The sequence below is a fragment of the Rhodanobacter sp. FW104-R8 genome, from assembly GCF_001617365.1.
In the GTDB taxonomy this organism is placed as follows: Bacteria; Pseudomonadota; Gammaproteobacteria; order Xanthomonadales; family Rhodanobacteraceae; genus Rhodanobacter.
Genome location: NZ_LVJR01000029.1, coordinates 167,466 through 187,718 on the forward strand (window position 1 = coordinate 167,466; position 20,253 = coordinate 187,718).

Here is a 20,253-nt window from a genome sequence, read left to right on the forward strand (position 1 = left end):
TGGATTCTCTCTATGGAAGTCCATTTCCGGGCAAAAGCGGCCATCCATGGCCGCACTATTCAATAAGCCCTAGACCGACAGCGTCTTGAGCTTGCGGTGGCCGTGGATCGCCGCGGTGAACGCGTGGGTCAGCGTCACCGAGGTGAACAGCGAGGTCAGGATGCCGATCATCAGCGTCACGCCGAAGCCCTTGATCGCGCCGGTACCCATCGTGGTCAGCGCCAGGGCGGCGATCAGGTGGGTGACGTTGGCGTCGAGGATGGTGGACCAGGCCTTCTCGTAACCGGCGCGGATCGCCGCGTGCGGACTGGAGCCGTTGCGCAGTTCCTCGCGCACGCGCTCGCAGATCAGCACGTTGGCGTCGATCGCCATGCCCAGGGTCAGCACGATGCCGGCCACGCCCGGCATGGTCAGGGTGACGCCGATCAGCGACATCACCGCCACCAGGATCACCAGGTTGAAGAACAGCGCGATGTCCGCGACCAGGCCGAACAGCTTGTAGTAGATCGCCGCCGCCAGCAGCACCAGGGCCAGGCCCAGCAGCACCGCCTTGAAGCCCTTGTCGATGTTGTCCTGGCCCAGGCTGGCGCCGATCACGCCTTCCTCGACGATGTCCATCGGCGCGGCCAGCGCGCCGCCCTTGAGCAGCAGGGCGAGGTCGGAGGCCTCCTTCGGGCTGCCCAGGCCGGTGGTCTGGAACTGCCTGCTGAAGGGGCTCTGGATGGTGGCGTCGTTGATCACCGTCTCGGTGACCTTGGGCACGCGCACTTCCTTGCCGTCGATCACCTTCGTCTCGTAGACCTGCTCCACGTACAGCACAGCCATCGGCTTGCCGACGTTGGCGTTGGTGAAGTCGCCCATCTTCTTGGCGCCGGCCGCGTTCAGGGTGACGTCGACCTTCGGCGTGCCGCTCTGCTGGTCGATGCCCGAGGAGGCATCCACCAGCTGGTTGCCGGTCACGATGATCTGCTTGCTCACCAGCACCGGCAGGTTGCTGCCGCGCATGTAGTACAGGTTGGCATCCGGCGGGATGTTGCCGGTGCGCGCCGCTTCCGCCGCGCGGGGGTCGCCGGGCTGGCCGATGCCGGGCCGGTACTGCAAGGTGGCGACCGCGCCGATCAGCTTCTTCGCCTCGGTCGGGTCCTGCACGCCGGCCAGCTCGACCACGATGCGGCTGTCGCCCTGCTGCTGGATCAGCGGCTCGGACACGCCCAGCGCGTTGATGCGGTTGCGCAGCGTGCCCAGGTTCTGGGTGATCGCGCTGCGCGACAGCTCGCGCAGCTTCTCGGGCTTGACCGTCACGTTCAGCACGTAGCGGTCGCCGGTGCTGGCGCCGGAGGACACCAGCAGGTCGGTGTATTCGTTGGCGATCGCGTCGGACGCGGTGGAGCGGTCGTCGGCCGAGCGCAGGATCACCGCGATGCCCTGGCCGCCCGCGGCATTGCGGGTGACCGATTCGTAACGGATGTTCTTGTCGCGCAGCAGCGCGCGGATGTCGTCGGCGTAGCTGTTTTCCTGCTTCTCGATCGCGTCCTTCTGGTCGACCTGCATCAGGAAGTGCACGCCGCCCTGCAGATCCAGGCCCAGCGGCATCGCACGGGCGCCGATCGCGCCAAGCCAGCCCGGCACGTTGGACTGCAGCTTGAACGCCACCGTGTAGCCGTCGCCCAGCGCCGCCTTGATCGCGTCGGCGCCGCTCTTCTGCACGTCGGAGTTGACGAACGTGGCCAGCAGGTGGTCGCCCTCCACGAACACCCGGGTGACCGCGATGTTCTTGGCGGTCAGCGCCGCGGTCACCTTCTGCTGCACCGACTGGTCGATCGGCGGTGCGTCGCGGTTGGCCGTGACCTGCACCGCCGGCACCGGGGGAAATGCATTCGGCAAGGCGTAGATGACGCCGAACAGCATCACCAACGCGACCAGCGCGTACTTCCAGCGGGGAAAATCACTCATGATCCGGTCCTTTGCGATCGTCCGTGATCGCGAACGTCAAGAAGCGGCCGTCCGTGGCCGCGCTTTCGATGGGAATGCATCACCCTCGGGTGCCGCCGGCTCACGCGGACTTCAACGAGCCCTTGGGCAGCACCTGCTGGACCGCGGCTTTCTGCACCTTGACCTTCACGTTGGGCGCGATCTCGACCGTGATGAAGGTCTCGCCCACCTCGTCCACGCGCCCGGCGATGCCGCCGTTGGTGACCACCTCGTCGCCCTTGGCCAGGCCGGCGATCAGCGCGCGATGCTCCTTCTGCCGCTTCATCTGCGGGCGGATCATCATGAAGTACATCAGGCCGAACAGCACCACCATCATGATGATCATGGACATGCCGCCGCCCTGCGGCTGCGGAGCAGCCTGGGCGATCACGGGAGAGATCGGAAAACTCATGGTTTGTCTCGCAAGTTATGGCGCCGCCGGGGATTTCAGCTGAACGCTCGATAAAAGATTCTCGATTATGCCATGCACCCCCGGGCCATGCACGATGCCGCTGGCTGATCCCTGATGAGGGCAGCCGGCACCCGATGCAAGGCCATTTCGGCGGGTTCGCGCCCCCTACGAAACCGCAGCGCCCCGGCGACGGGCGTAGAACTCCGCCACGAACGCCTCCAGCGTGCGGTCGGCGATCGCCCCGCGCAGGCCGGCCATCAGGCGCTGGTAGTAGCGCAGGTTGTGCACGGTGGCGAGCTGGCTGCCGAGGATCTCGTTGCAGCGGTCGAGGTGGCGCAGGTAGGCGCGGCTGAAGCCGTGGCTGCAGGCGTAGCAGTCGCAGCCTTCCTCGATCACGCCGGTGTCGGTGGCGTACTTCGCGTTGCGGATGCGCAGCGTGCCCTCGGCGGTGAACAGGAAGCCGTTGCGCGCGTTGCGGGTCGGCATCACGCAATCGAACATGTCGATGCCGCGGCGCACCGCCTCGACGATGTCCTCCGGCCGGCCCACGCCCATCAGGTAGCGCGGCCGGTCCGCCGGCAGCAGCGGCACGGTGAAGTCCAGCGCATGGTTGCGCTCGGCCTCCGGCTCGCCCACGGCGAGGCCACCCACCGCGTAGCCGTCGAAACCGATGCCCGCCAGGCCATCCGCCGAGCGCCGGCGCAGGTTCTCGTACACGCTGCCCTGCACGATGCCGAACAGCGCGTTCGGCGGCTTTGAATCGACACGCTGCAGCTCGTCGAAAGCGCGGCGCGAGCGTTCGGCCCAGCGCAGGCTGAGTTCCATCGAGTCCGCCGCCACCTTTTCGGTGGCCGGATACGGCGTGCACTCGTCGAAGATCATCGCGATGTCCGAGTCGAGCGTCGTCTGGATCTGCATCGACACTTCCGGCGACAGGAACACCTTCGAGCCGTCCACCGGCGAGGCGAAGGTCACGCCTTCCTCGCTGATCTTGCGCTTGTGCGCCAGCGAGAACACCTGGAAACCGCCCGAGTCGGTGAGGATCGGCCTGTCCCAGCCGATGAAGCGGTGCAGCCCGCCGAACTTCCCGATGACCTCCAGCCCCGGACGGAGGAACAGGTGGAAGGTGTTGCCCAGGATGATCTCGGCGCCGATGTCGCCGACGTCGCGCGGCGTCATCGCCTTGACCGAACCGTAGGTGCCCACCGGCATGAACGCCGGCGTCTCCACCGTGCCGCGGGCAAACGCGAGGCGGCCGCGGCGGGCGGCGCCGTCGGTGGCGTGGATGTCGAACTGGAGGGAAGTCATCCAGGCATTATCGCGGGTTTGGCCAGGCCCCGCACTGCATGTAGGAGCCCACCCTGTGGGCGATGCTCTCGATGCGGGCTCGCCAAAGCATCGCCCACAGGGCGGGCTCCTACACAGGCGACGTGCCGATCACACGCCGTGGGGCAGGATCAGCATGGCGTCGCCGTAGGAGAAGAAGCGGTAGCGCTGCTCGACCGCGTGGCGGTACGCGCCGAGCATGAACTCGCGCCCGGCCAGCGCCGACACCAGCATCAGCAGGGTCGATTGCGGCAGGTGGAAGTTGGTGATCAGGCCGTCGATGCTGGTGAAGCGGTAGCCGGGGAAGATGAAGATCTGCGTCTCGCCGGCGAACGGGTGCAGCTCGCCGTCCTTGCTGGCGCTTTCCAGCGCGCGCACCACGGTGGTGCCGACGGCGATCACCCGCCCGCCGTTCGCGCGGGTGCGGCGGATCTGTCCGATCAGGTGCGCTCCGACGTTGAGCCACTCGCGGTGCATGCGGTGGTCCTTCAGGTCGTCCACCCGCACCGGCTGGAACGTGCCGGCGCCGACATGCAGGGTGACGTAGCCGAACTCGACGCCGCGCTCGCGCAGCCTGGCCAGGATCGCCTCGTCGAAATGCAGGCCGGCGGTGGGCGCCGCCACCGCGCCGGGCTCGCGCGCGAACACGGTCTGGTAGCGCTCCATGTCGCTGGCGTCGGCGTGCCGCACGATGTACGGCGGCAACGGCATCTCGCCCAGCTTCAGCAGCAGCTTCTCCAGCGGCTCCGGCGCCTCGAAACGCAGCCGGAAGAAGCTCTCGTCGCGGCCCAGCACCACCGCATGGCTGCCGTCGGCCAGCTCGATCCGCGCGCCCTCCTTCGGCTTCTTGCTCACGCCCAGCTGCACCACCGCCTCGTGCGCGCCGGTGACCCGCTCGATCAGGATCTCCACCGCGCCGCCGGTGTCCTTGCGCCCGTACAGCCGCGCCGGCAGCACGCGGGTGTCGTTGAACACCAGCAGGTCGCCCGGCCGCAGGAAATCGGGCAGCTCGCGGAACCGGCGGTCCTGCCGCGACTGCGCCGCCACGTCGAGCAGCAGCAGCCGGCTGGACGAACGCTCGGGCAGCGGCGCCTGCGCGATCAGCTCGGGCGGCAGGTCGAAATCGAAATCGGACTTCTTCAAGGCAGGTGCGGCCGGGATCGGGGAACGGGGCATTATCCCGCAGCGCGCCGATTCCGGCGCAACCGCCTACAACCAGCCCTTTTGCCGCGCCAGCCGATAGGCCTCGATGCGGTTGGCGACGCCGAGCTTGCCGATCGCCTCGGACAGGTAATTGCGCACGGTGCCGTGCGACAGGTTCAACTGCGCGGCGATATCGCCCGCCGACTGCCCTTCGCCGGCCAGTCGCAACACCTGGCGTTCGCGGTCGTTCAGCGGATCGGCTTCGGACCATGCCTCCAGCGCCAGCTGCGGGTCGATCGCGCGGCCGCCGCGATGCACGGTGCGCAAGGCCTCGGCGAGGTTCTCGGCGGGAGCGTCCTTCAGCAGGTAGCCGGACACGCCGGCATCCAGCGCGCGGCGCAGGAAACCGGGACGCGCGAACGTGGTGACGATGACCACCTTGATCGGCAGTCCCTGCCGCTGGATGCGCTGCGCCAGTTCCAGCCCGGTCAGGCCGGGCATCTCGATGTCGGTGACCAGCACGTCGGGCTTCAGCCGTTGCAGCTCGCGCCACGCCGCCTCGCCGTCGGCGGCGGAACCGAGCACCTCGATGTCGCTCTCCAGGTTCAGCAGCGCGGACAGTGCACCGCGCACCATCGCCTGGTCCTCGGCCAGCAGCACCCGGATCATGCGATGGCTCCACGGCGTCCGCGCGAGTGAAGGATTGGCGTCATGGTCTGTGCGGGCATGGGAACACGAATGGGCTCACGCGACGGGGCGATCCGGAAGCGGGTGCGCCAGCGGCCCGGCCGTCGACGGATCCGGCGCCGACCGGGACGATTCGACCAGGCGCATGATCGGCAGCGGCACCACCACCCGCAGACGCGATCCCTGGCCGCGCGGCGACTCGAACGCGAGCGTGCCGCCGAGCGCGCGCACCCGCTCGCGCATGCCGCTCAGGCCATTGCCGTCGCTCGCGATGCCGCCGCGGCCATTGTCGCTGATCTGCAGGCAGACGCTGCCCCGCTCGCGCGCCATTTCGACCCGGGCCCGGCTGGCACCGGCGTGGCGCGCGATGTTGGTCACCGCCTCGCGCAAGACCAGCGACAGGCCACGCTCGATGTCGCCCGGCAGGTCGGCGGGCAGCTCGCCGTAATCCAGATGCACCCGCGAGGATTCCAGCAGCAGCCGCGCCGAAGCCATCTCGGCGGCGAGATCGGTGGCGCGGATGCCGGTGACGGCGCAGCGCACTTCCGCCAGGGCGTGCCGCGCGACCTTTTCCGCTTCCTCGACCTCGCGCCGGGCGGCCTCGACGTCGCGGTCGAACAGCTTGCGCGACAGTTCCAGCTTCAGCGTGATCAGCGACAACGTATGCCCGAGCAGGTCGTGCAGGTCGCGTCCGATCCGTTCGCGCTCCGCCGTGGCGGCGAGCCGGCGCACCTCGTCGTGCGAAAGGCTGAGCGCAGCGTCCTTCTCGTGGTGGATCTGCTCGACCGTGACGATGGTGCAGATCACGAACACCGTGACCGGCATGATCACCAGCAGCGACTGCGGATAGCCGATCCACCAGGCCAGCGCCACGTAGATGGCATTGAGCAGCAGCACCTGGATCACATAGCTGCGGAAGCGCCGGATGTCGCAATGGGTCAGCATCACGCAGGCGTACACGAAATAGCTGAGCCCGCTGGGATACCAGCGCAGCAGGCCGAAACACAGCGCTGCCATGCCCCACGCATGGAGATACGCCGTTCGCCGCGGAGCCAGCTGCACCTTGGCGAACAGCAGCAGGAACACCGGATACGAGCCCAGCGTGCACAACAGCCACGTCAGGGTGTAGCCATGCAGGCCACGATCGAACAGCGGCGTGATGAAGATCCACAGCGACCACAGCAGGTGCACGCTGTCGGCCCACGGCGACTTGCCGCGGCGCAGGTCGTCGGCCACCGCGGAATCGGGTGCCGGCATGAACCATCGGGCGATCGAGGCGGGGATCATGGCATGGTCTGTCGCTGGCGGTCGGCTCTGCTGGGCATGCTACTTCAACCGTACCGGCGCAAGCGCCGCGCCGCCATCAAAAGGAAGGCCGCGGCAAAGCCGATCAGCGCCAGCACATGGCCACGCAGCGGGCCCTCGTTCATGCCCACCGCCGCCAGCGCCAGCCGGTCCAGGTGGTAGCTCGGCCACACCGGCGCGATCCGCTGCAGGAACGCCGGCAGCATCGGCAGCGGCATCCACAGGCCGGACAGGAACGACATCGGCAGGTAGATCAGGTTAAGCATGCCGGGCGCGCCCTGGCCCTTGATCAGGGTGCCGACGAACATGCCCAGCGCGCAGAACGGCAGCACGCCGAGCATGCCGGTGAGCAGCAGCGCCCCGGCCTGCGCCGGGGCCAGCGCCACGTGGCCCAGCGACAGCGCCATCGCCAGCAGCAGCAGGATCAGCACTCCGGCAGCCACCATCGCCATCAGCATCTTGCCCAGCAGGTAGGCACCCGGCGGCATCGGCAGCGCGCGCTTGAAGGTCAGCAGGCCGCCGTCGCGCTCCAGCGCCAGCGACACGCCGAAACCGAACAGGCCCGGGCTCATCACGCCGAACACGCCGTAGCTGGCCAGCAGGTAGCGCGCTGCGTCGGCGCCGTTCGACTTCGCCATCAGCACGCCGAACAGCAGGTAGAACATCGCCGGAAACAGCATCACCGGCAGCATGAAGCCGGGGGCGCGCAGGTAGCGCAGGCATTCGCTGCGGGCCTCCTCCAGGTAGGCGCCGATGACACGGCAGTGCGGCATCGCCGGCGGGGCCGCTTCGTTGGCAGGCATGACGGTTTCCATCTCAGGCAGCCTCGCGCTGATCGTTGGCCGCGACCCCGGCGGCGTCGCGGGTGAGTTCGGTGAACGCCTCGGCCAGGCCGGCGCGCTGCACTTCCAGTTCGCGCAGTTGCGGGTCGGCGTCGAGCAGGCGCCTCACCACGGCCTCGGCCTCGGCGGTCCCGATGTGCAGGCGTTCGTTTTCCCGACGCGCCTCGCTGACCTCGGGCCAGCCCCGCACCACCTCGAGCGGGACCGTGCCGAGGCAGCGCACGCGTTTCAGCGCCACCCGCGCGCGCAGCTCGTCGACCGTGCCTTGATGGATCATCCGTCCGCGCGACATCACGCAGACGCGGTCGGCTAGCGCCTCGGCCTCTTCCAGGTAGTGCGTGGTCAGCAGCACCGCGCAACCCTCGGCGACCAGCCGGCGGATCGCCGCCCACAGCCTCTGTCGCACCTCGATGTCCATGCCCACGGTCGGCTCGTCGAGGAACAGCAGTTCGGGCCGGCCGCACAGCGCCAGCGCGAACTGCACGCGGCGCTGCTGGCCGCCGGAAAGTTTCGCGTAGGGCCGCCGGAGCAGGTCGGCGACGCCGCCCAGCTCGGCCGACTCCTGCAGCGTGCGCGGGCTCGGGTAGTAGCTGGCGGTCAGCCGCAGCAGCTCGCCCACGCGCAACGTGGGCGGCAACGCGGCGTTCTGCAGCATCACGCCGATCCGGCGGCGCGCCTCGATCCGCTGCGGATCCTGGCCGAACAGCTCCACGCTGCCGCCGTCGGCGCGAAGCAGGCCCAGCAGCAGGCCGATCGCGGTGGTCTTGCCGGCGCCGTTGGGGCCGAGCAGGGCCAGCAGTTCGCCGCGGTGCAGCTGCAGGTCGGCGCCGGCCAGCGCAGTGAGCCGGCCGTAGTGCTTGATGGCGCCGTCGAGGCGGGCGATCGGGTCGTGGGCGTGTGGCATGGAAGTCCTCCGCTGCCGTGCATCCTGGGCTGCACCCGGCCCCGGCCGACAGTCGCCGGCGTCAACCGGCGCGGATGACAGCCGTCACCCGCTGCGGCGGCACGGGGTTACGGCGGCCTGCGCCGCGGGGTATCCTGACAAGCGTCGGGGCTCCCGGAAGCACGCCGGACGGCGGCATGAACGCCGAACATCCCGGGGAAATGCGTTCCACCTGGGTTCCCGCCGCGTATCAACCAATATCCGCCGATCCGGCACGCCGTGCCGCCCGGCGGAGCTACGGAGGATTCATCATGGGTGTGATCAACCAGCTGCGCGAACTGCGCGAATTCGGCGGCAAGCCGCGGACCACCGGCCTGGGCGACGCCATCATCGAGCGCATGGCGGCGAGCGATCCCCTGTTGAGCGAGGCGATCGCCGAAGCGGTGGCACGCCATCGCGAGCTGCGCGCCGAGCTGGGTGCGGCTGGCATGGCTGATTTCCTCAAGCTGGATGAAACCGAGCAGCTCGCCCGGGCGCAGGCCGGCTTCGTCAACTTCTACCCGGACGACGCGATCAACCCGTACCTGCCGGCGGCCGCGCGCGGCCCGTGGATCGTCACCCTGAAGGGCGCCGTGGTGCACGACAACGGCGGCTACGGCATGCTCGGCTTCGGCCACAACAACCCGGCGATCGAGGCTGCGCTGGCGCGTCCGCAGGTGATGGCGAACGTGATGACTCCCAGCGTCTCGCAACTGCGCTTCACCGCGGCGCTGAACAGGGAGCTGGGCCGCAGCCGCGGCGGCAGCCCGTACGCGCGCTACCTGTGCCTGAACTCCGGCTCCGAGTCGGTCTCGCTGGCCTGCCGCATCGCCGACGTCAACGCCAAGGCGATGACCGATGCCGGCGGCCGCCATGCCGGCCGCACGATCAAGCGCCTCGCGGTGAAGGGCGCGTTCCACGGCCGCACCGAGGCGCCGGCGCTGTATTCCGACTCCAGCCGCAAGACCTACCAGCAGAACCTCGCAAGCTACCGCCACGAGGACACCCTGATCACGGTCGAGCCGTACAGCGTCGAACAGCTGAAGGCGGTGTTCGCCGACGCCGACAAGCACGGCTGGTTCATCGAGGCGATGTTCCTCGAGCCGGTGATGGGCGAAGGCGACCCCGGCCGCGCGGTGACGCCGGAGTTCTACAAGGCCGCCCGCGCACTCACCGAATCGCACGGCACCCTGCTGCTGGTCGACTCGATCCAGGCGGGCCTGCGCGCCCATGGCGTGCTGTCGTTCGTCGACTACCCCGGCTTCGAGGGCCTGCCGCCGCCGGACATGGAGACCTTCTCCAAGGCGCTCAACGCCGGCCAGTACCCGCTGTCGGTGCTGGCCGTCGGCGAGCGCGCCGCCGGGCTGTACCGCAAGGGCATCTACGGCAACACCATGACCGCCAACCCGCGCGCGCTGGACGTGGCGCTGGCCACGCTGGGCGAACTCAGTGACCAGGTGCGCAGCAACATCCGCGAGCGCGGCAAGGAATTCGTCGACAAGCTCAACGCGCTGAAGGGCGAGCTGGGTGGCCTGATCACCAAGGTGCAGGGCACCGGCCTGCTGTTCTCCTGCGAACTGGCGCCGGAGTACAAGTGCTACGGCACCGGCTCCACCGAGGAATACCTGCGCGAGCACGGCGTCGGCGTGATCCACGGCGGCATCAACTCGTTGCGCTTCACCCCGCACTTCAACGTCACCAGCGCGGAGATCGACCTGATCGTCGCCCACGTGCGCAAGGCGCTGCTGGAAGGCCCGCGCAAGGCCAAGGCCGAGGCCGCCTGACGACAGAGGCCCACACCGGCTGCGGCGATGTACGACACGTCGCCGCAGCTGAATACTTCATGCACGCAAGGTTTTACGGACTGCCGTGGCGGCGTCCGCCCTGCATAGACTGACAGGGCCGGCAATCGCCGGTCACCAGGGAGGAGTCACCATGTCGTTGTCACTTCGTCTGCTTGCCATCAGCGCCACCCTCGCCTTCGCCGGCGCCGCCTTCGCGGCTGCTCCGGCCAGCACCGCCCCGTCAGCCGCCAAGCCGCATTCCGCCCAGCAGCAACGCATGGTCGACTGCAACAAGCAGGCGACCGGCAAGAAAGGCGACGAGCGCAAGGCCTTCATGAGCTCCTGCCTGAAAGGCCAGAGCACCGCCGCCGCCACTCCTGCCGCCGCGGCACCCGCCGCGATGCCTGCGGCCCATGAGACCCAGCAGGAGAAAATGAAGTCCTGCAATGCCGACGCCAAGACGAAGGCGCTCAAGGGCACGGATCGCAAGGCGTTCATGAGCAGCTGTCTCAAGGGCGCCCCCGCCACTCCGTAATACCCCGGCTCCCGTCGCCTCTCCGGCCCCGCCGGCGCATGCATGTCCATGCGTGCGCCGGCGGGGCCGCTTCGTTAAGCTCCCCGACTGTCGCGCCCCCGACGCCCGGAAGACAGCCGCCCATGAAGATCGCCGAAGTCCGCCATCCGCTGATCCAGCACAAGCTCGGCCTGATGCGCCGCGCCGGCATCAGCACCAAGGATTTCCGCGAGCTGGCCTCCGAGGTCGCCGCGCTGCTCACCTACGAGGCCACCAAGGACCTGGAAACCGTCGAGGAGCAGATCCAGGGCTGGGCCGGCCCGTTGCTGGTGCACCGGATCAAGGGCAAGAAGATCACCATCGTGCCGATCCTGCGCGCCGGCCTGGGCATGCTGCCCGGCGTGCTCGACATGATCCCGGCCGCCAAGGTCAGCGTGGTCGGCCTGCAGCGCGACGAGCATTCGCTGCAGCCGGTCGCCTACTACGAAAAACTCAGCGGCCGCATGGACGAGCGCATCGCCCTGATCGTGGACCCGATGCTGGCCACCGCCGGCACCCTGGTCGCCACCGTCGAGATGCTGAAGGCGGCGGGCTGCAAGCGCATCAAGGGGCTGTTCCTGGTCGCCGCGCCGGAAGGCCTGAAGCGCATCGAGGCGGTGCATCCCGAGATCGAGATCTACACCGCCGCGATCGACGAACGCCTGAACGAGCACGGCTACATCCTGCCCGGCCTCGGCGACGCCGGCGACAAGATCTTCGGCACCAAGCAGTTGCCGGCGAACGATTGACCCGACACCTACAGCGTAGGAGCCCGCTTGCGGGCGATGCTTTTGCCCGACCCCAAATGGCGATCAAGGCAGGAGCATCGCCCGCAAGCGGGCTCCTACCCGCCATCGCTCGCCTCAGCGGCGGAAGCGGTCGGTCGCCTCCACCAGCTCGTGCACGTTGCCCGGCTCGAACGCCGAGTGGCCGGCATCCTGCACGATGCGCAGGTCGGCCTCGGGCCAGGCGCGATGCAGGTCCCACGCGCTGCGCAGCGGACAGACCACGTCGTAGCGGCCCTGCACGATCACCGCCGGGATGTTGCGGATGCGCTCGACGTTGCGCAGCAACTGGTCGTCGTGCTCGAAGAAGCCGCCGTTGACGAAGTAGTGGCACTCGATGCGCGCGAAAGCCAGCGCGAACTCGTCCTCGGCGCTGGACTCGATGTGCGACTTGTCCTGCCACAGGAAGCTGGTGGCGCCCTCCCATACCGACCAGGCGCGCGCCGCGTCGATGCGCGCCTTCGCGTCCGGGCCGGTCAGGCGGCGGTGGTAGGCGCTGATCAGGTCGCCGCGCTCCACTTCGGGGATCGCCGCCAGATAGGTTTCCCACGCATCCGGATACAGCGCGTCGCAGCCCTTCTGGTAGAACCACTCCAGCTCCCAGCGGCGCAGCATGAAGATGCCGCGCAACACCAGCTCGGTGACCTTGTCCGGATGCGTCTGCGCATAGGCCAGCGCCAGCGTGGAGCCCCACGAGCCGCCGAACACCTGCCAGCGGTCGATCCCCAGATGCCGGCGCACGCGCTCGATGTCGGCGACCAGGTCCCAGGTGGTGTTGTCGGCCAGTTCGGCGTGCGGCGTGGACCGGCCGCAACCGCGCTGGTCGAACAGCACGATGCGGTAGACCGCCGGGTCGAAGAAGCGCCGGCATTTCGGATTGGTGCCGCCGCCCGGGCCGCCGTGCAGGAACACCACCGGCTTGCCGTGCGGGTTGCCGCTCTGCTCGTAGTACAGCGTGTGCAGCGGCGAGACCGGCAGGAAGCCGCTGTCGAACGACTCGATCTCGGGATACAACGAACGCAGCGGCGACGACGGCATGACGGCTCCCTCGAATCAACAGACAAGCCGCCAAGCCTAGCACGGGCGCGGCTTGCGGGCCTTCAGCCGTCCGCGAACAGCTTGCCCGGATTGAGGATACCGTTGGGATCGAACACCTTGCGCACGCCCCGCATCAGCGCGATTTCCGCCGCGCTGCGGGTGCTGTCCAGATACGCCCGCTTGACCAGGCCGATGCCGTGCTCGGCCGAGATGCTGCCGCCGTGGCGCTGCAGCGTCGCGGCCAGCAACGCGGTGACGTGTTCGCACTGGGCGATGAACGCGTCCTCGGCCAGGCCGTCCGGGCGCAAGACGTTGATATGCAGGTTGCCGTCGCCGATATGGCCGAACCAGACCACCTCGGCCCGCGGATACTCGCGCGCCAGCAGCGCCTGCATCTCGTGCAGGAACGCCGGCACCGCACTGATCCGCACCGACACGTCGTTCTTGTACGGCCGCCACGGCGCCAGGCTTTCGGTGATGCCCTCGCGCAGCCGCCACAACGCGGCAGCCTGCGCCTCGCTCTGCGCGATCACGCCGTCGCTGACCCAGCCACGCTCCAGCGCCTGCTCGAACGCGGCCAGGGCGGCCTCCTGCTGCCGTTCGTCGGCCGCGTCGAACTCGGTCACCACGTAGTACGGGTGGTCGCCGGCGATGGCGCGCTGCGCGCCGTGGGCCAGCACGTGCCGCAGCGCGTGGTCGGTGAAGAACTCGAACGCCTGCAGCGGCAGCCGCGTACGGAACAGCGCGAACACTTGCATCAACGCATCCATGTCCGGCAGCGCCAGCAGCATCACCTGCGACGGCGGCGGCGGGTCGGTCAGCCTGAGCGTGGCCTCCACCACGATGCCCAGGGTGCCCTCCGAGCCGACCATCAGCTGGCGGAAATCGTAGCCGCTGGAGTTCTTGATCAGGCCGCGGTTGAGTTCTAGCAATTCACCGTGGCCGGTGACCACCTTCAGCCCGGCGATCCACTCGCGCGTATTGCCGTAGCGGATCACCCGGATACCGCCGGCATTGGTGGCGATGTTGCCGCCGATCGAGCACGAGCCGCGCGCCGCAAAATCGACCGGATAGACCAGCCCATGCCCGTGCGCGGCCTCGTGCACGTGCTGCAGGATCACCCCCGGCTGCACGCTGAGCGTGCGATCGACGGCATCGAAACCCAGCACCCGGTTCATCCGCTCCAGGCTCAGCACCAGCTCGCCGTTCGCCGCCACCGCGCCGCCGGACAGGCCGGTGCGCCCGCCGGACGGCACGATCGCCACGCGCCGCTCGTTCGCCCAGCGCATGATCGCCAGCACCTCTTCCGTGCTGGCCGGCAGGGCGACCGCCAGCGGCGCGGGCGTCCAGCGGCGGGTCCAGTCGCGGCCGTAATGCTCCAGGTCGGCGGATGCGGTGAGCAGGCGCAGCCCGGGCAAGCAGCCGGACAATTCGGTGAGGCGAGGGTCGGACATGCTGGGCTCCGGAATCATGCCCACAGCCTGCCAGCCGCCTCGCGCCGCGTCCAGTGTTGCAGTGCCGCAAATCGTCTCCGACTCTGGCATAGTAGGGCCTCCACCCCTTGCCAGGACCGACGATGCAGACCTCCTACCCCCGCCAGGACATCAAGGTATTGCTGCTGGAGGGTGTCAGCGCCAGCGCGGTCGAAAGTTTCCACCGTGCCGGCTACAGCCAGGTCGAACTGCATGCGAAATCGTTGCCGGAAGCCGAACTGAAGGCGCGCATCAGCGACGCGCACATCATCGGCATCCGCTCGCGTACCCAGCTCACTGCCGAGGTGCTGGCGCAGGCCAAGCGGCTGATCGCCGTGGGCTGCTTCTGCATCGGCACCAACCAGGTGGACCTGGGCGCCGCGCGCAAGCTCGGCGTGCCCGTGTTCAACGCGCCCTATTCCAACACCCGCAGCGTGGCCGAACTGGTGATCGCCGAGGCGATCATGCTGCTGCGCGGCATCCCGCAGAAGAACGCGCAGTGCCATCGCGGCGGCTGGTCCAAGTCGGCCAGCGGCAGCTACGAAACCCGCGACAAGGTGCTGGGCATCGTCGGCTACGGCCACATCGGCACCCAGGTCGGCGTGCTGGCCGAGAGCCTGGGCATGCGGGTGATCTTCCACGACATCGAGACCAAGCTGGCGCTGGGCAATGCCCGTGCCGTCTCCAGCCTGGACGAACTGCTGGAGCGCGCCGATGTGGTCACCCTGCACGTGCCGGAAACCCCCGCCACGCAGCTGATGATTCGCCACGGGCAGCTGGCGAAGATGCGCGCCGGCGCGATGCTGATCAACGCCTCGCGTGGCAGCGTGGTGGACATCGACGCGCTGGCCGCGGCGCTGCGCGAGGGCCACCTGGCCGGCGCGGCGGTGGACGTGTTCCCGAGCGAGCCCAAGGGCAACGACGACCCCTTCGTCTCGGCGCTGGTCGGCATGGACAACGTGATCCTCACGCCGCACATCGGCGGCAGCACGCTGGAGGCGCAGGACAACATCGGCATCGAGGTCGCCAGCAAGCTGATCCGCTACAGCGACAACGGCTCGACCCTGTCGGCGGTGAACTTCCCGGAAGTCACCCTGCCCGAGCACCCGCACAGCCGCCGCCTGCTGCACATCCACCGCAACGTGCCGGGCATGTTGTCGCGCATCAACGAACTGTTCTCGGCCGGCAACATCAACATCGACGCGCAGTTCCTGCAAACCGACGGCGAAGTCGGCTACGTGGTGATCGACGTCAGCGCCGACGAGGCCCAGGCCAGCGACCTGAAGGCGAAGCTGGCGGCGATCCCGGGCACGCTGCGTAGCCGCGTGCTGTACTGACGACACGAGGGGCGCCGCAGCGCCCCTCGTGTCACCACCGCGACACGCCGGCCGATCTCAGTGGCCGATGTCCTTGCTGACCTGGTTTTCCTGCTGGTTCAGCGTCTTCTGTTCCTGCTTGGTGACGTGGCTGTGGTCCTGGCTGGCCATGTCGCGCTCTTCCTGGCGGATCTGGCGATCGTCCTGGTGCAGCTTGGCCGCCTGGGCCTTGCTCATGTCGCCTTCCTTCACTTCTTCATGGATGCGCGCGTTCTGGCGATGCAGGCGGTTGTTGACCTGTTCGCGGCGCGGATGGTGCTTCTGCCACTTGGTGTCGACGTCCTTCGCGACGCACACGGTCGTGCCCGCGACGGCAACCAGCAGGGTGGCGACAAGCAGGGACTGGATCTTCATGGTGTGTCTCCGTCGGTTCTGGTTTGGGATGACGGACACCGGCGCCACCGGCGTCCGTGAGGCGCATCCTACGGAGCTGTTCCGACGCGGCGCCAGTGGGTCGCACGCGCCGCCCATGCCTGCGGTTCAGATGCCTTCCTGGGGACTGAACGCAAGAATTAGCGATGCGCTCTTCGCGTCAACCGGAGCGGCCGGATACGCGTGTCCGCCCGGTTTGGGCAGGCCTGCCTGCCGCCATCTTTTTCTCCGACGCCAGCTTCGCCGCGGCGGCGCCTGCCGATCCCTTGCGCGCGCCGGCCGACTTGGCAGAGACACGGCTGCGCTCCAGGCGACGCTCCTCGCGGAACGCGTCCGCATAGGCCTTCAACTCGTCGCGCTTCTTCGCGCTGGCGTCCGGCCCGGAAAGCCGACCCTCGTCGATGCCCTGCAGCATCCGCTGCAGCAGGTCGTAGTCGTGGTAATCGCGGTAAGGCTTGAGGTCGAGATCCGCCGGCACCCTGGTCAGGCGCTCGTCGCCGACCGACTTCACGTACTTCTGCATGAAGCGGTCGTAGGCGGCCCAGGTGATCCGCTCGGCGTTCACCGCCGCTTCCTCGGCGCGCGTCGCGATCTGGTGCGCATGCAGATAGTGCAGGCCCAACTGGTCGATCAGGGTCTTTTCCACTTCCTCGTGCAGGATCAGGAAGCGGTCCACCTCGACGGTGCGCCCGCGGAACGTGAAGCTCTTCGGCAGGTGACGGTCGATGTAGATGGTCTTGCCGTCCTTGCTGTAGCCGGCGAGGTAGGGAATGTCGTGCGTGCGGTCGAGCTTCTTCACCCGTCGCAGGATCGCGTCCAACGCACGATCCAGCATCAACGCCGAAACGTACCAGTCGGGAGCCTTCAACTTCACGTGCGGCGCGCAGGGATGACAGCTGTTCGACGGCATGACGGTATCTCCCGGATGTGGAAAGCTCCAGCCGGAGCCTACCCCACGGCACGCACCCGGTGCACCACCGTCTTGCCCGGCCGCATGCACCGCCGGCGAAAACAGGAAACGGCGCCAGGGCGCCGTTTCTGTCGAATCTTCCGAATTGGTCGGGGCGGCCGGATTCGAACCGACGACCCTCTGCCCCCCAGGCAGATGCGCTACCAGGCTGCGCTACGCCCCGACGCTACGGCAAGCTGGCAAGTCTAGCAGCTTGTGCAGGCGGTCCGGAAGTCAGCGGCGCAGTAGCGCCAGCACTTCCTCCAGTTCCATCCGCACCTGGCGCACGATCTGGTGCGACATGCTCGCCTCCATCCGCGCCTGCGGGCCTTCCAGCCGCGCGCGCGCGCCGGTGATGGTGAACCCTTCGTCGTACAGCAGCGAACGGATCTGGCGGATCATCAGCACGTCGTGGCGCTGATAATAGCGGCGGTTGCCGCGGCGCTTGACCGGATTGAGCGCGGGAAACTCCTGCTCCCAGTAGCGCAGCACGTGGGGCTTCACACCGCACAACTCGCCGACCTCACCGATGGTGAAGTAGCGCTTGGCCGGGATGGCAGGCAGTTCGGTGTTATTCCCTTGGTCCAGCATAGCCCTCGACTCTTACCTTGAGTTTCTGCCCTGGCCGGAACGTCACCACGCGCCGGGCGGAGATCGGGATCTCCTCGCCGGTCTTCGGGTTGCGCCCCGGCCGCTGGTTCTTCAGCCGCAGGTCGAAGTTGCCGAAACCGGACAGCTTCACCTGCTCGCCGCTTTCCAGGGCTTCGCGGACCACCTCGAAGTAGGCGTCCACGAATTCCTTCGCCTCGCGCTTGTTGAGGCCCACGTCGAGGAAAAGCCGCTCGGCCATTTCCGCCTTGGTCAGCGCCATCTCATCCTCGCAGCTTCGCCTTGCATGATTGCTCCAACGCAGCTATCGCTTCACGTACGCAACGGTCCGCGTCGTCGTCGGTAAGGGTGCGTGAAGCGTCCTGCAAAATCAAGCCCATAGCGAGGCTTTTTCGGCCTGCTTCGACTCCCTTGCCGCTGTAGCGGTCGAACAGGCGCAATTCCTTCAGTCGCTCGCCCAGCGTGCGGCGGACCGTCTGCTCGATCTGTGACCAGCTGACCGATTCCGGCAGGTCCACCGCGATGTCGCGGCGCACCGCGGGGAACCTTGGCACCGCCCGTGCCTGCGGCAGGCGGCGCGCCAGCAGCGGCTCCAGGGCCAGCTCCAGCACGTGCACGTCGGCACCCAGGTCCAACACCCTGGCCAGCTGCGGGTGCAGCGCGCCCAGGTAGCCCGCCGTCACGCCATCGCGGACGATCCGCGCGCCACGACCCGGATGCAGCCAGCCCGGCAGGCCGTCGGCATGCACCGACCAGCGCCGCGGCTCGCCGCCCCAGGCGATCAGGGCGTCCAGGTCGCCCTTGAGGTCGTGGAAGTCCAGCGCACGCGCCAGCTCGCCCCACTGCTCGGCACGGGCATTGCCGCAGGCCACGATGGCCAGGCTTGGCGTTTCCACCGGGGGACCGCTTTGTTGAGAAGTCCGGCCAGGGATGGCCAGTTCTTCGCGCGGGGATGCGCCTTGATGAAATACCCGCGCCAGCTCGAACAGCCGCACCCGCTCCTGCTGGCGCGCGCGGTTGTGGCGCAGCGCCTCGATCAGCCCCGGCAGCAACGATGGCCGCATGATCGCCAGGTCGGCCGACAGCGGATTGGCCAGCGGCACCAGCCGCTCGGTGAAGCCCCAGTCCGCCAGCAGGTCGGCCGCCACGAACGACAGATTGACGGCCTCGTAGTAGTCGCGCGCGGCCAGTTGCTCGCGCAGCGCCAGCTCGCCGATGCGCGCCTCCGGCTCGATCGCCAGGGTCAGCGCGCCGGCCGGCGTCGCGGTGGGAATGTTGTCGTAGCCGAAGATCCGCGCGACCTCCTCGATCAGGTCCTCCTCGCGCTCGATGTCGAAGCGGCTGCTTGGCGCGGTGATCCGCCAGCCGTCGGCGGTCGCCTCCACCCGCATGCCCAGCGCGGTGAAGATGCGTACCACTTCGGCATCGGCCACGTCCACGCCGAGCACGCGCTTCAGGCGCGCACGACGCAAGGGGACCGGCGCGGGCCGCGGCAGGTCGGCCGGGTTCTCCGCCACCAGCACGGGGCCGGCCCGGCCGCCGGCGATCGCCAGCAGCAATTCGGTGGCACGCTCCAGCGCACGATGCGGCAGCTCGGGATCGACGCCGCGCTCGAAGCGGTGCGAGGCATCGGTGTGCAGGCCCAGCTTGCGGGCACGGCCCATGATCGCGGCCGGCGCGAAGTGCGCGGACTCCAGGAAGACGTTGCGGGTGGCGTCGGTGACGCGCGAATCGTAGCCGCCCATCACGCCGGCTACCGCCAGTGGCTTCTTCTCGTCGGCGACCAGCACGAACCCTTCGTCCAGCTTCGCCTCGCAGCCGTCGAGCAGCTTCAGCGTCTCGCCGCTGCGCGCGTGGCGCACCACGACGTCGCCTTCCAGCGTGTCGTTGTCGAACGCATGCAGCGGCTGGCCCAGTTCCAGCATCACGTAGTTGGTGACGTCGACCACCGCGCTGATCGGGCGCAGGCCGGCACGGCGCAGGCGCTCGGCCAGCCACAGCGGCGTGCGTGCGGCCGGGTCGATGCCCTCGACGATGCGGCCGAGATAGCGCGGCGCATCCTTGCCGGCTTCCAGCCGGATGCCGCGACGGGCCTCGCTGGTCACCGCTGCCGGCCCCTGCTCGCCGGTTTTCACGCGGCTGCCGAACAGCGCGGCCACGTCGTGCGCGAGGCCGTAGAGGCCCAGGCAATCCGGACGGTTCGGGGTGAGCTTCAGCTCGATGCTGGCATCGGGCAGGCCGAGGTAGCCCGCCAGCGGCTGGCCGACCGGCGCATCCGGCGGCAACTCCAGCAGGCCCGAGGCGTCGGCGTCGAGGCCCAGCTCCTTGGCCGAGCACAACATGCCGAACGACTCCACGCCGCGCAGCTTGGCCGCCTTGATCGTGATGCCGCCCGGCAGGACCGCGCCCACCGTGGCCAGCGGCACCTTGATGCCCACGCGCGCATTCGGCGCGCCGCAGACGATCGTGAGCGGCGCGCCCTGCCCCGCATCCACCTTGCACACCCGCAGGCGGTCGGCTTCCGGGTGTTTTTCGGCGGCGACGATCTCGGCCACCACCACGCCATCAAGGCCATCGCCCAGCGGGGTGAGCTCTTCGACTTCGAGGCCGGCCATGGTCAGCGCACGGGCCAGGGTGGCGCGGTCCGCCCGGATCTCGACCAGCTCGCGCAGCCAGTTTTCGGAAAATTTCATGTCGTGTCCCTTGC

General features: G+C 68.6%; 19 protein-coding genes and 1 tRNA gene. 4 read left to right on the forward strand and 16 right to left on the reverse strand.

Annotation, left to right across the window (positions count from 1 at the left end; genetic code table 11):
• Positions 1-69: 69 nt before the first annotated feature.
• From secD to RHOFW104R8_RS10520, 8 genes are all read right to left on the reverse strand, one after another.
• Positions 70-1,953, reverse strand: coding sequence for a protein translocase subunit SecD (gene secD, locus RHOFW104R8_RS10485; RefSeq protein ID WP_068090798.1), 1,884 nt, complete (start codon positions 1,951-1,953; stop codon positions 70-72).
• A 100-nt stretch (positions 1,954-2,053) separates the two neighbouring features.
• A complete protein-coding gene (yajC, locus tag RHOFW104R8_RS10490) occupies positions 2,054-2,383 on the reverse strand; it encodes a preprotein translocase subunit YajC (protein WP_068090799.1) in 330 nt (109 codons plus the stop codon).
• Positions 2,384-2,548: 165 nt separating this feature from the next.
• Positions 2,549-3,691 carry a tRNA guanosine(34) transglycosylase Tgt gene (tgt, locus tag RHOFW104R8_RS10495; RefSeq protein ID WP_068090800.1) on the reverse strand — a complete coding sequence of 381 codons (1,143 nt, stop codon included), beginning with the start codon at positions 3,689-3,691 and terminating at the stop codon, positions 2,549-2,551.
• A gap of 129 nt (positions 3,692-3,820) precedes the next feature.
• Entirely contained in the window at positions 3,821-4,852 is a 1,032-nt protein-coding gene (queA, locus tag RHOFW104R8_RS10500) for a tRNA preQ1(34) S-adenosylmethionine ribosyltransferase-isomerase QueA (protein WP_068090801.1), read from the reverse strand.
• Between the two features lie 66 nt (positions 4,853-4,918).
• Positions 4,919-5,521: a response regulator transcription factor gene (locus RHOFW104R8_RS10505; RefSeq protein WP_068090802.1), complete on the reverse strand. Its 603-nt coding sequence runs from the start codon at positions 5,519-5,521 to the stop codon at positions 4,919-4,921.
• A 75-nt stretch (positions 5,522-5,596) separates the two neighbouring features.
• Positions 5,597-6,826, reverse strand: coding sequence for a sensor histidine kinase (locus RHOFW104R8_RS10510; protein WP_068090805.1), 1,230 nt, complete (start codon positions 6,824-6,826; stop codon positions 5,597-5,599).
• Between the two features lie 44 nt (positions 6,827-6,870).
• Positions 6,871-7,659, reverse strand: a complete 789-nt coding sequence (locus RHOFW104R8_RS10515; RefSeq protein WP_068090807.1) for an ABC transporter permease — start codon at positions 7,657-7,659, stop codon at positions 6,871-6,873.
• Between the two features lies 1 nt (position 7,660).
• Entirely contained in the window at positions 7,661-8,590 is a 930-nt protein-coding gene (locus tag RHOFW104R8_RS10520) for an ABC transporter ATP-binding protein (RefSeq protein ID WP_068090809.1), read from the reverse strand.
• Between the two features lie 290 nt (positions 8,591-8,880).
• On the opposite strand from RHOFW104R8_RS10520, the gene RHOFW104R8_RS10525 reads away from it, so the two are divergent.
• The 3 genes from RHOFW104R8_RS10525 to upp all read left to right on the forward strand — a co-directional run bounded on the left by RHOFW104R8_RS10525 (position 8,881) and on the right by upp (position 11,694).
• Entirely contained in the window at positions 8,881-10,392 is a 1,512-nt protein-coding gene (locus RHOFW104R8_RS10525) for an aminotransferase class III-fold pyridoxal phosphate-dependent enzyme (protein WP_068090810.1), read from the forward strand.
• Between the two features lie 151 nt (positions 10,393-10,543).
• A complete protein-coding gene (locus RHOFW104R8_RS10530; RefSeq protein ID WP_068098865.1) occupies positions 10,544-10,927 on the forward strand; it encodes a PsiF family protein in 384 nt (127 codons plus the stop codon).
• Positions 10,928-11,049: 122 nt separating this feature from the next.
• Positions 11,050-11,694, forward strand: a complete 645-nt coding sequence (gene upp, locus RHOFW104R8_RS10535; RefSeq protein ID WP_068096406.1) for a uracil phosphoribosyltransferase — start codon at positions 11,050-11,052, stop codon at positions 11,692-11,694.
• Between the two features lie 114 nt (positions 11,695-11,808).
• On the opposite strand, the gene pip is transcribed toward upp, so the two are convergent.
• Positions 11,809-12,768, reverse strand: coding sequence for a prolyl aminopeptidase (gene pip, locus RHOFW104R8_RS10540; RefSeq protein ID WP_068096405.1), 960 nt, complete (start codon positions 12,766-12,768; stop codon positions 11,809-11,811).
• 62 nt (positions 12,769-12,830) lie between these two features.
• Complete coding sequence (locus RHOFW104R8_RS10545) at positions 12,831-14,222, reverse strand: FAD-binding oxidoreductase (protein WP_068096403.1); 1,392 nt, start codon at positions 14,220-14,222, stop codon at positions 12,831-12,833.
• A gap of 122 nt (positions 14,223-14,344) precedes the next feature.
• Between RHOFW104R8_RS10545 and serA the strand changes: the two genes are divergently transcribed.
• Positions 14,345-15,577, forward strand: a complete 1,233-nt coding sequence (serA, locus tag RHOFW104R8_RS10550; protein WP_068096401.1) for a phosphoglycerate dehydrogenase — start codon at positions 14,345-14,347, stop codon at positions 15,575-15,577.
• A gap of 57 nt (positions 15,578-15,634) precedes the next feature.
• Here serA and RHOFW104R8_RS10555 read toward each other — a convergent pair whose 3' ends face one another.
• The 6 genes from RHOFW104R8_RS10555 to pheT all read right to left on the reverse strand — a co-directional run bounded on the left by RHOFW104R8_RS10555 (position 15,635) and on the right by pheT (position 20,239).
• Positions 15,635-15,970: a hypothetical protein gene (locus tag RHOFW104R8_RS10555; protein ID WP_068096400.1), complete on the reverse strand. Its 336-nt coding sequence runs from the start codon at positions 15,968-15,970 to the stop codon at positions 15,635-15,637.
• Between the two features lie 178 nt (positions 15,971-16,148).
• A complete protein-coding gene (locus RHOFW104R8_RS10560; RefSeq protein WP_068096399.1) occupies positions 16,149-16,898 on the reverse strand; it encodes a hypothetical protein in 750 nt (249 codons plus the stop codon).
• A 146-nt stretch (positions 16,899-17,044) separates the two neighbouring features.
• Positions 17,045-17,121 (reverse strand) — tRNA-Pro (locus RHOFW104R8_RS10565).
• 50 nt (positions 17,122-17,171) lie between these two features.
• Positions 17,172-17,528: a MerR family transcriptional regulator gene (locus RHOFW104R8_RS10570; RefSeq protein WP_068096398.1), complete on the reverse strand. Its 357-nt coding sequence runs from the start codon at positions 17,526-17,528 to the stop codon at positions 17,172-17,174.
• Positions 17,509-17,808, reverse strand: coding sequence for an integration host factor subunit alpha (ihfA, locus tag RHOFW104R8_RS10575; protein WP_063089695.1), 300 nt, complete (start codon positions 17,806-17,808; stop codon positions 17,509-17,511). Before ihfA ends, RHOFW104R8_RS10570 begins: the two co-directional genes overlap by 20 nt.
• A 1-nt stretch (position 17,809) precedes the next feature.
• Positions 17,810-20,239, reverse strand: coding sequence for a phenylalanine--tRNA ligase subunit beta (gene pheT, locus RHOFW104R8_RS10580; protein WP_068096397.1), 2,430 nt, complete (start codon positions 20,237-20,239; stop codon positions 17,810-17,812).
• Between the last annotated feature and the right edge of the window lie 14 nt (positions 20,240-20,253).

What these genes read in the sequence shown, in the direction of transcription:
- secD (WP_068090798.1), bottom strand. Translation starts at nt 1,953, where the DNA reads ATGAGTGATTTTCCCCGCTGGAAGTACGCGCTGGTCGCGTTGGTGATG.
- yajC (WP_068090799.1), bottom strand. Translation starts at nt 2,383, where the DNA reads ATGAGTTTTCCGATCTCTCCCGTGATCGCCCAGGCTGCTCCGCAGCCG.
- tgt (WP_068090800.1), bottom strand. Translation starts at nt 3,691, where the DNA reads ATGACTTCCCTCCAGTTCGACATCCACGCCACCGACGGCGCCGCCCGC.
- RHOFW104R8_RS10505 (WP_068090802.1), bottom strand. Translation starts at nt 5,521, where the DNA reads ATGATCCGGGTGCTGCTGGCCGAGGACCAGGCGATGGTGCGCGGTGCA.
- RHOFW104R8_RS10510 (WP_068090805.1), bottom strand. Translation starts at nt 6,826, where the DNA reads ATGATCCCCGCCTCGATCGCCCGATGGTTCATGCCGGCACCCGATTCC.
- RHOFW104R8_RS10515 (WP_068090807.1), bottom strand. Translation starts at nt 7,659, where the DNA reads ATGGAAACCGTCATGCCTGCCAACGAAGCGGCCCCGCCGGCGATGCCG.
- RHOFW104R8_RS10520 (WP_068090809.1), bottom strand. Translation starts at nt 8,590, where the DNA reads ATGCCACACGCCCACGACCCGATCGCCCGCCTCGACGGCGCCATCAAG.
- RHOFW104R8_RS10525 (WP_068090810.1), top strand. Translation starts at nt 8,881, where the DNA reads ATGGGTGTGATCAACCAGCTGCGCGAACTGCGCGAATTCGGCGGCAAG.
- RHOFW104R8_RS10530 (WP_068098865.1), top strand. Translation starts at nt 10,544, where the DNA reads ATGTCGTTGTCACTTCGTCTGCTTGCCATCAGCGCCACCCTCGCCTTC.
- upp (WP_068096406.1), top strand. Translation starts at nt 11,050, where the DNA reads ATGAAGATCGCCGAAGTCCGCCATCCGCTGATCCAGCACAAGCTCGGC.
- pip (WP_068096405.1), bottom strand. Translation starts at nt 12,768, where the DNA reads ATGCCGTCGTCGCCGCTGCGTTCGTTGTATCCCGAGATCGAGTCGTTC.
- RHOFW104R8_RS10545 (WP_068096403.1), bottom strand. Translation starts at nt 14,222, where the DNA reads ATGTCCGACCCTCGCCTCACCGAATTGTCCGGCTGCTTGCCCGGGCTG.
- serA (WP_068096401.1), top strand. Translation starts at nt 14,345, where the DNA reads ATGCAGACCTCCTACCCCCGCCAGGACATCAAGGTATTGCTGCTGGAG.
- RHOFW104R8_RS10555 (WP_068096400.1), bottom strand. Translation starts at nt 15,970, where the DNA reads ATGAAGATCCAGTCCCTGCTTGTCGCCACCCTGCTGGTTGCCGTCGCG.
- RHOFW104R8_RS10560 (WP_068096399.1), bottom strand. Translation starts at nt 16,898, where the DNA reads ATGCCGTCGAACAGCTGTCATCCCTGCGCGCCGCACGTGAAGTTGAAG.
- RHOFW104R8_RS10570 (WP_068096398.1), bottom strand. Translation starts at nt 17,528, where the DNA reads ATGCTGGACCAAGGGAATAACACCGAACTGCCTGCCATCCCGGCCAAG.
- ihfA (WP_063089695.1), bottom strand. Translation starts at nt 17,808, where the DNA reads ATGGCGCTGACCAAGGCGGAAATGGCCGAGCGGCTTTTCCTCGACGTG.
- pheT (WP_068096397.1), bottom strand. Translation starts at nt 20,239, where the DNA reads ATGAAATTTTCCGAAAACTGGCTGCGCGAGCTGGTCGAGATCCGGGCG.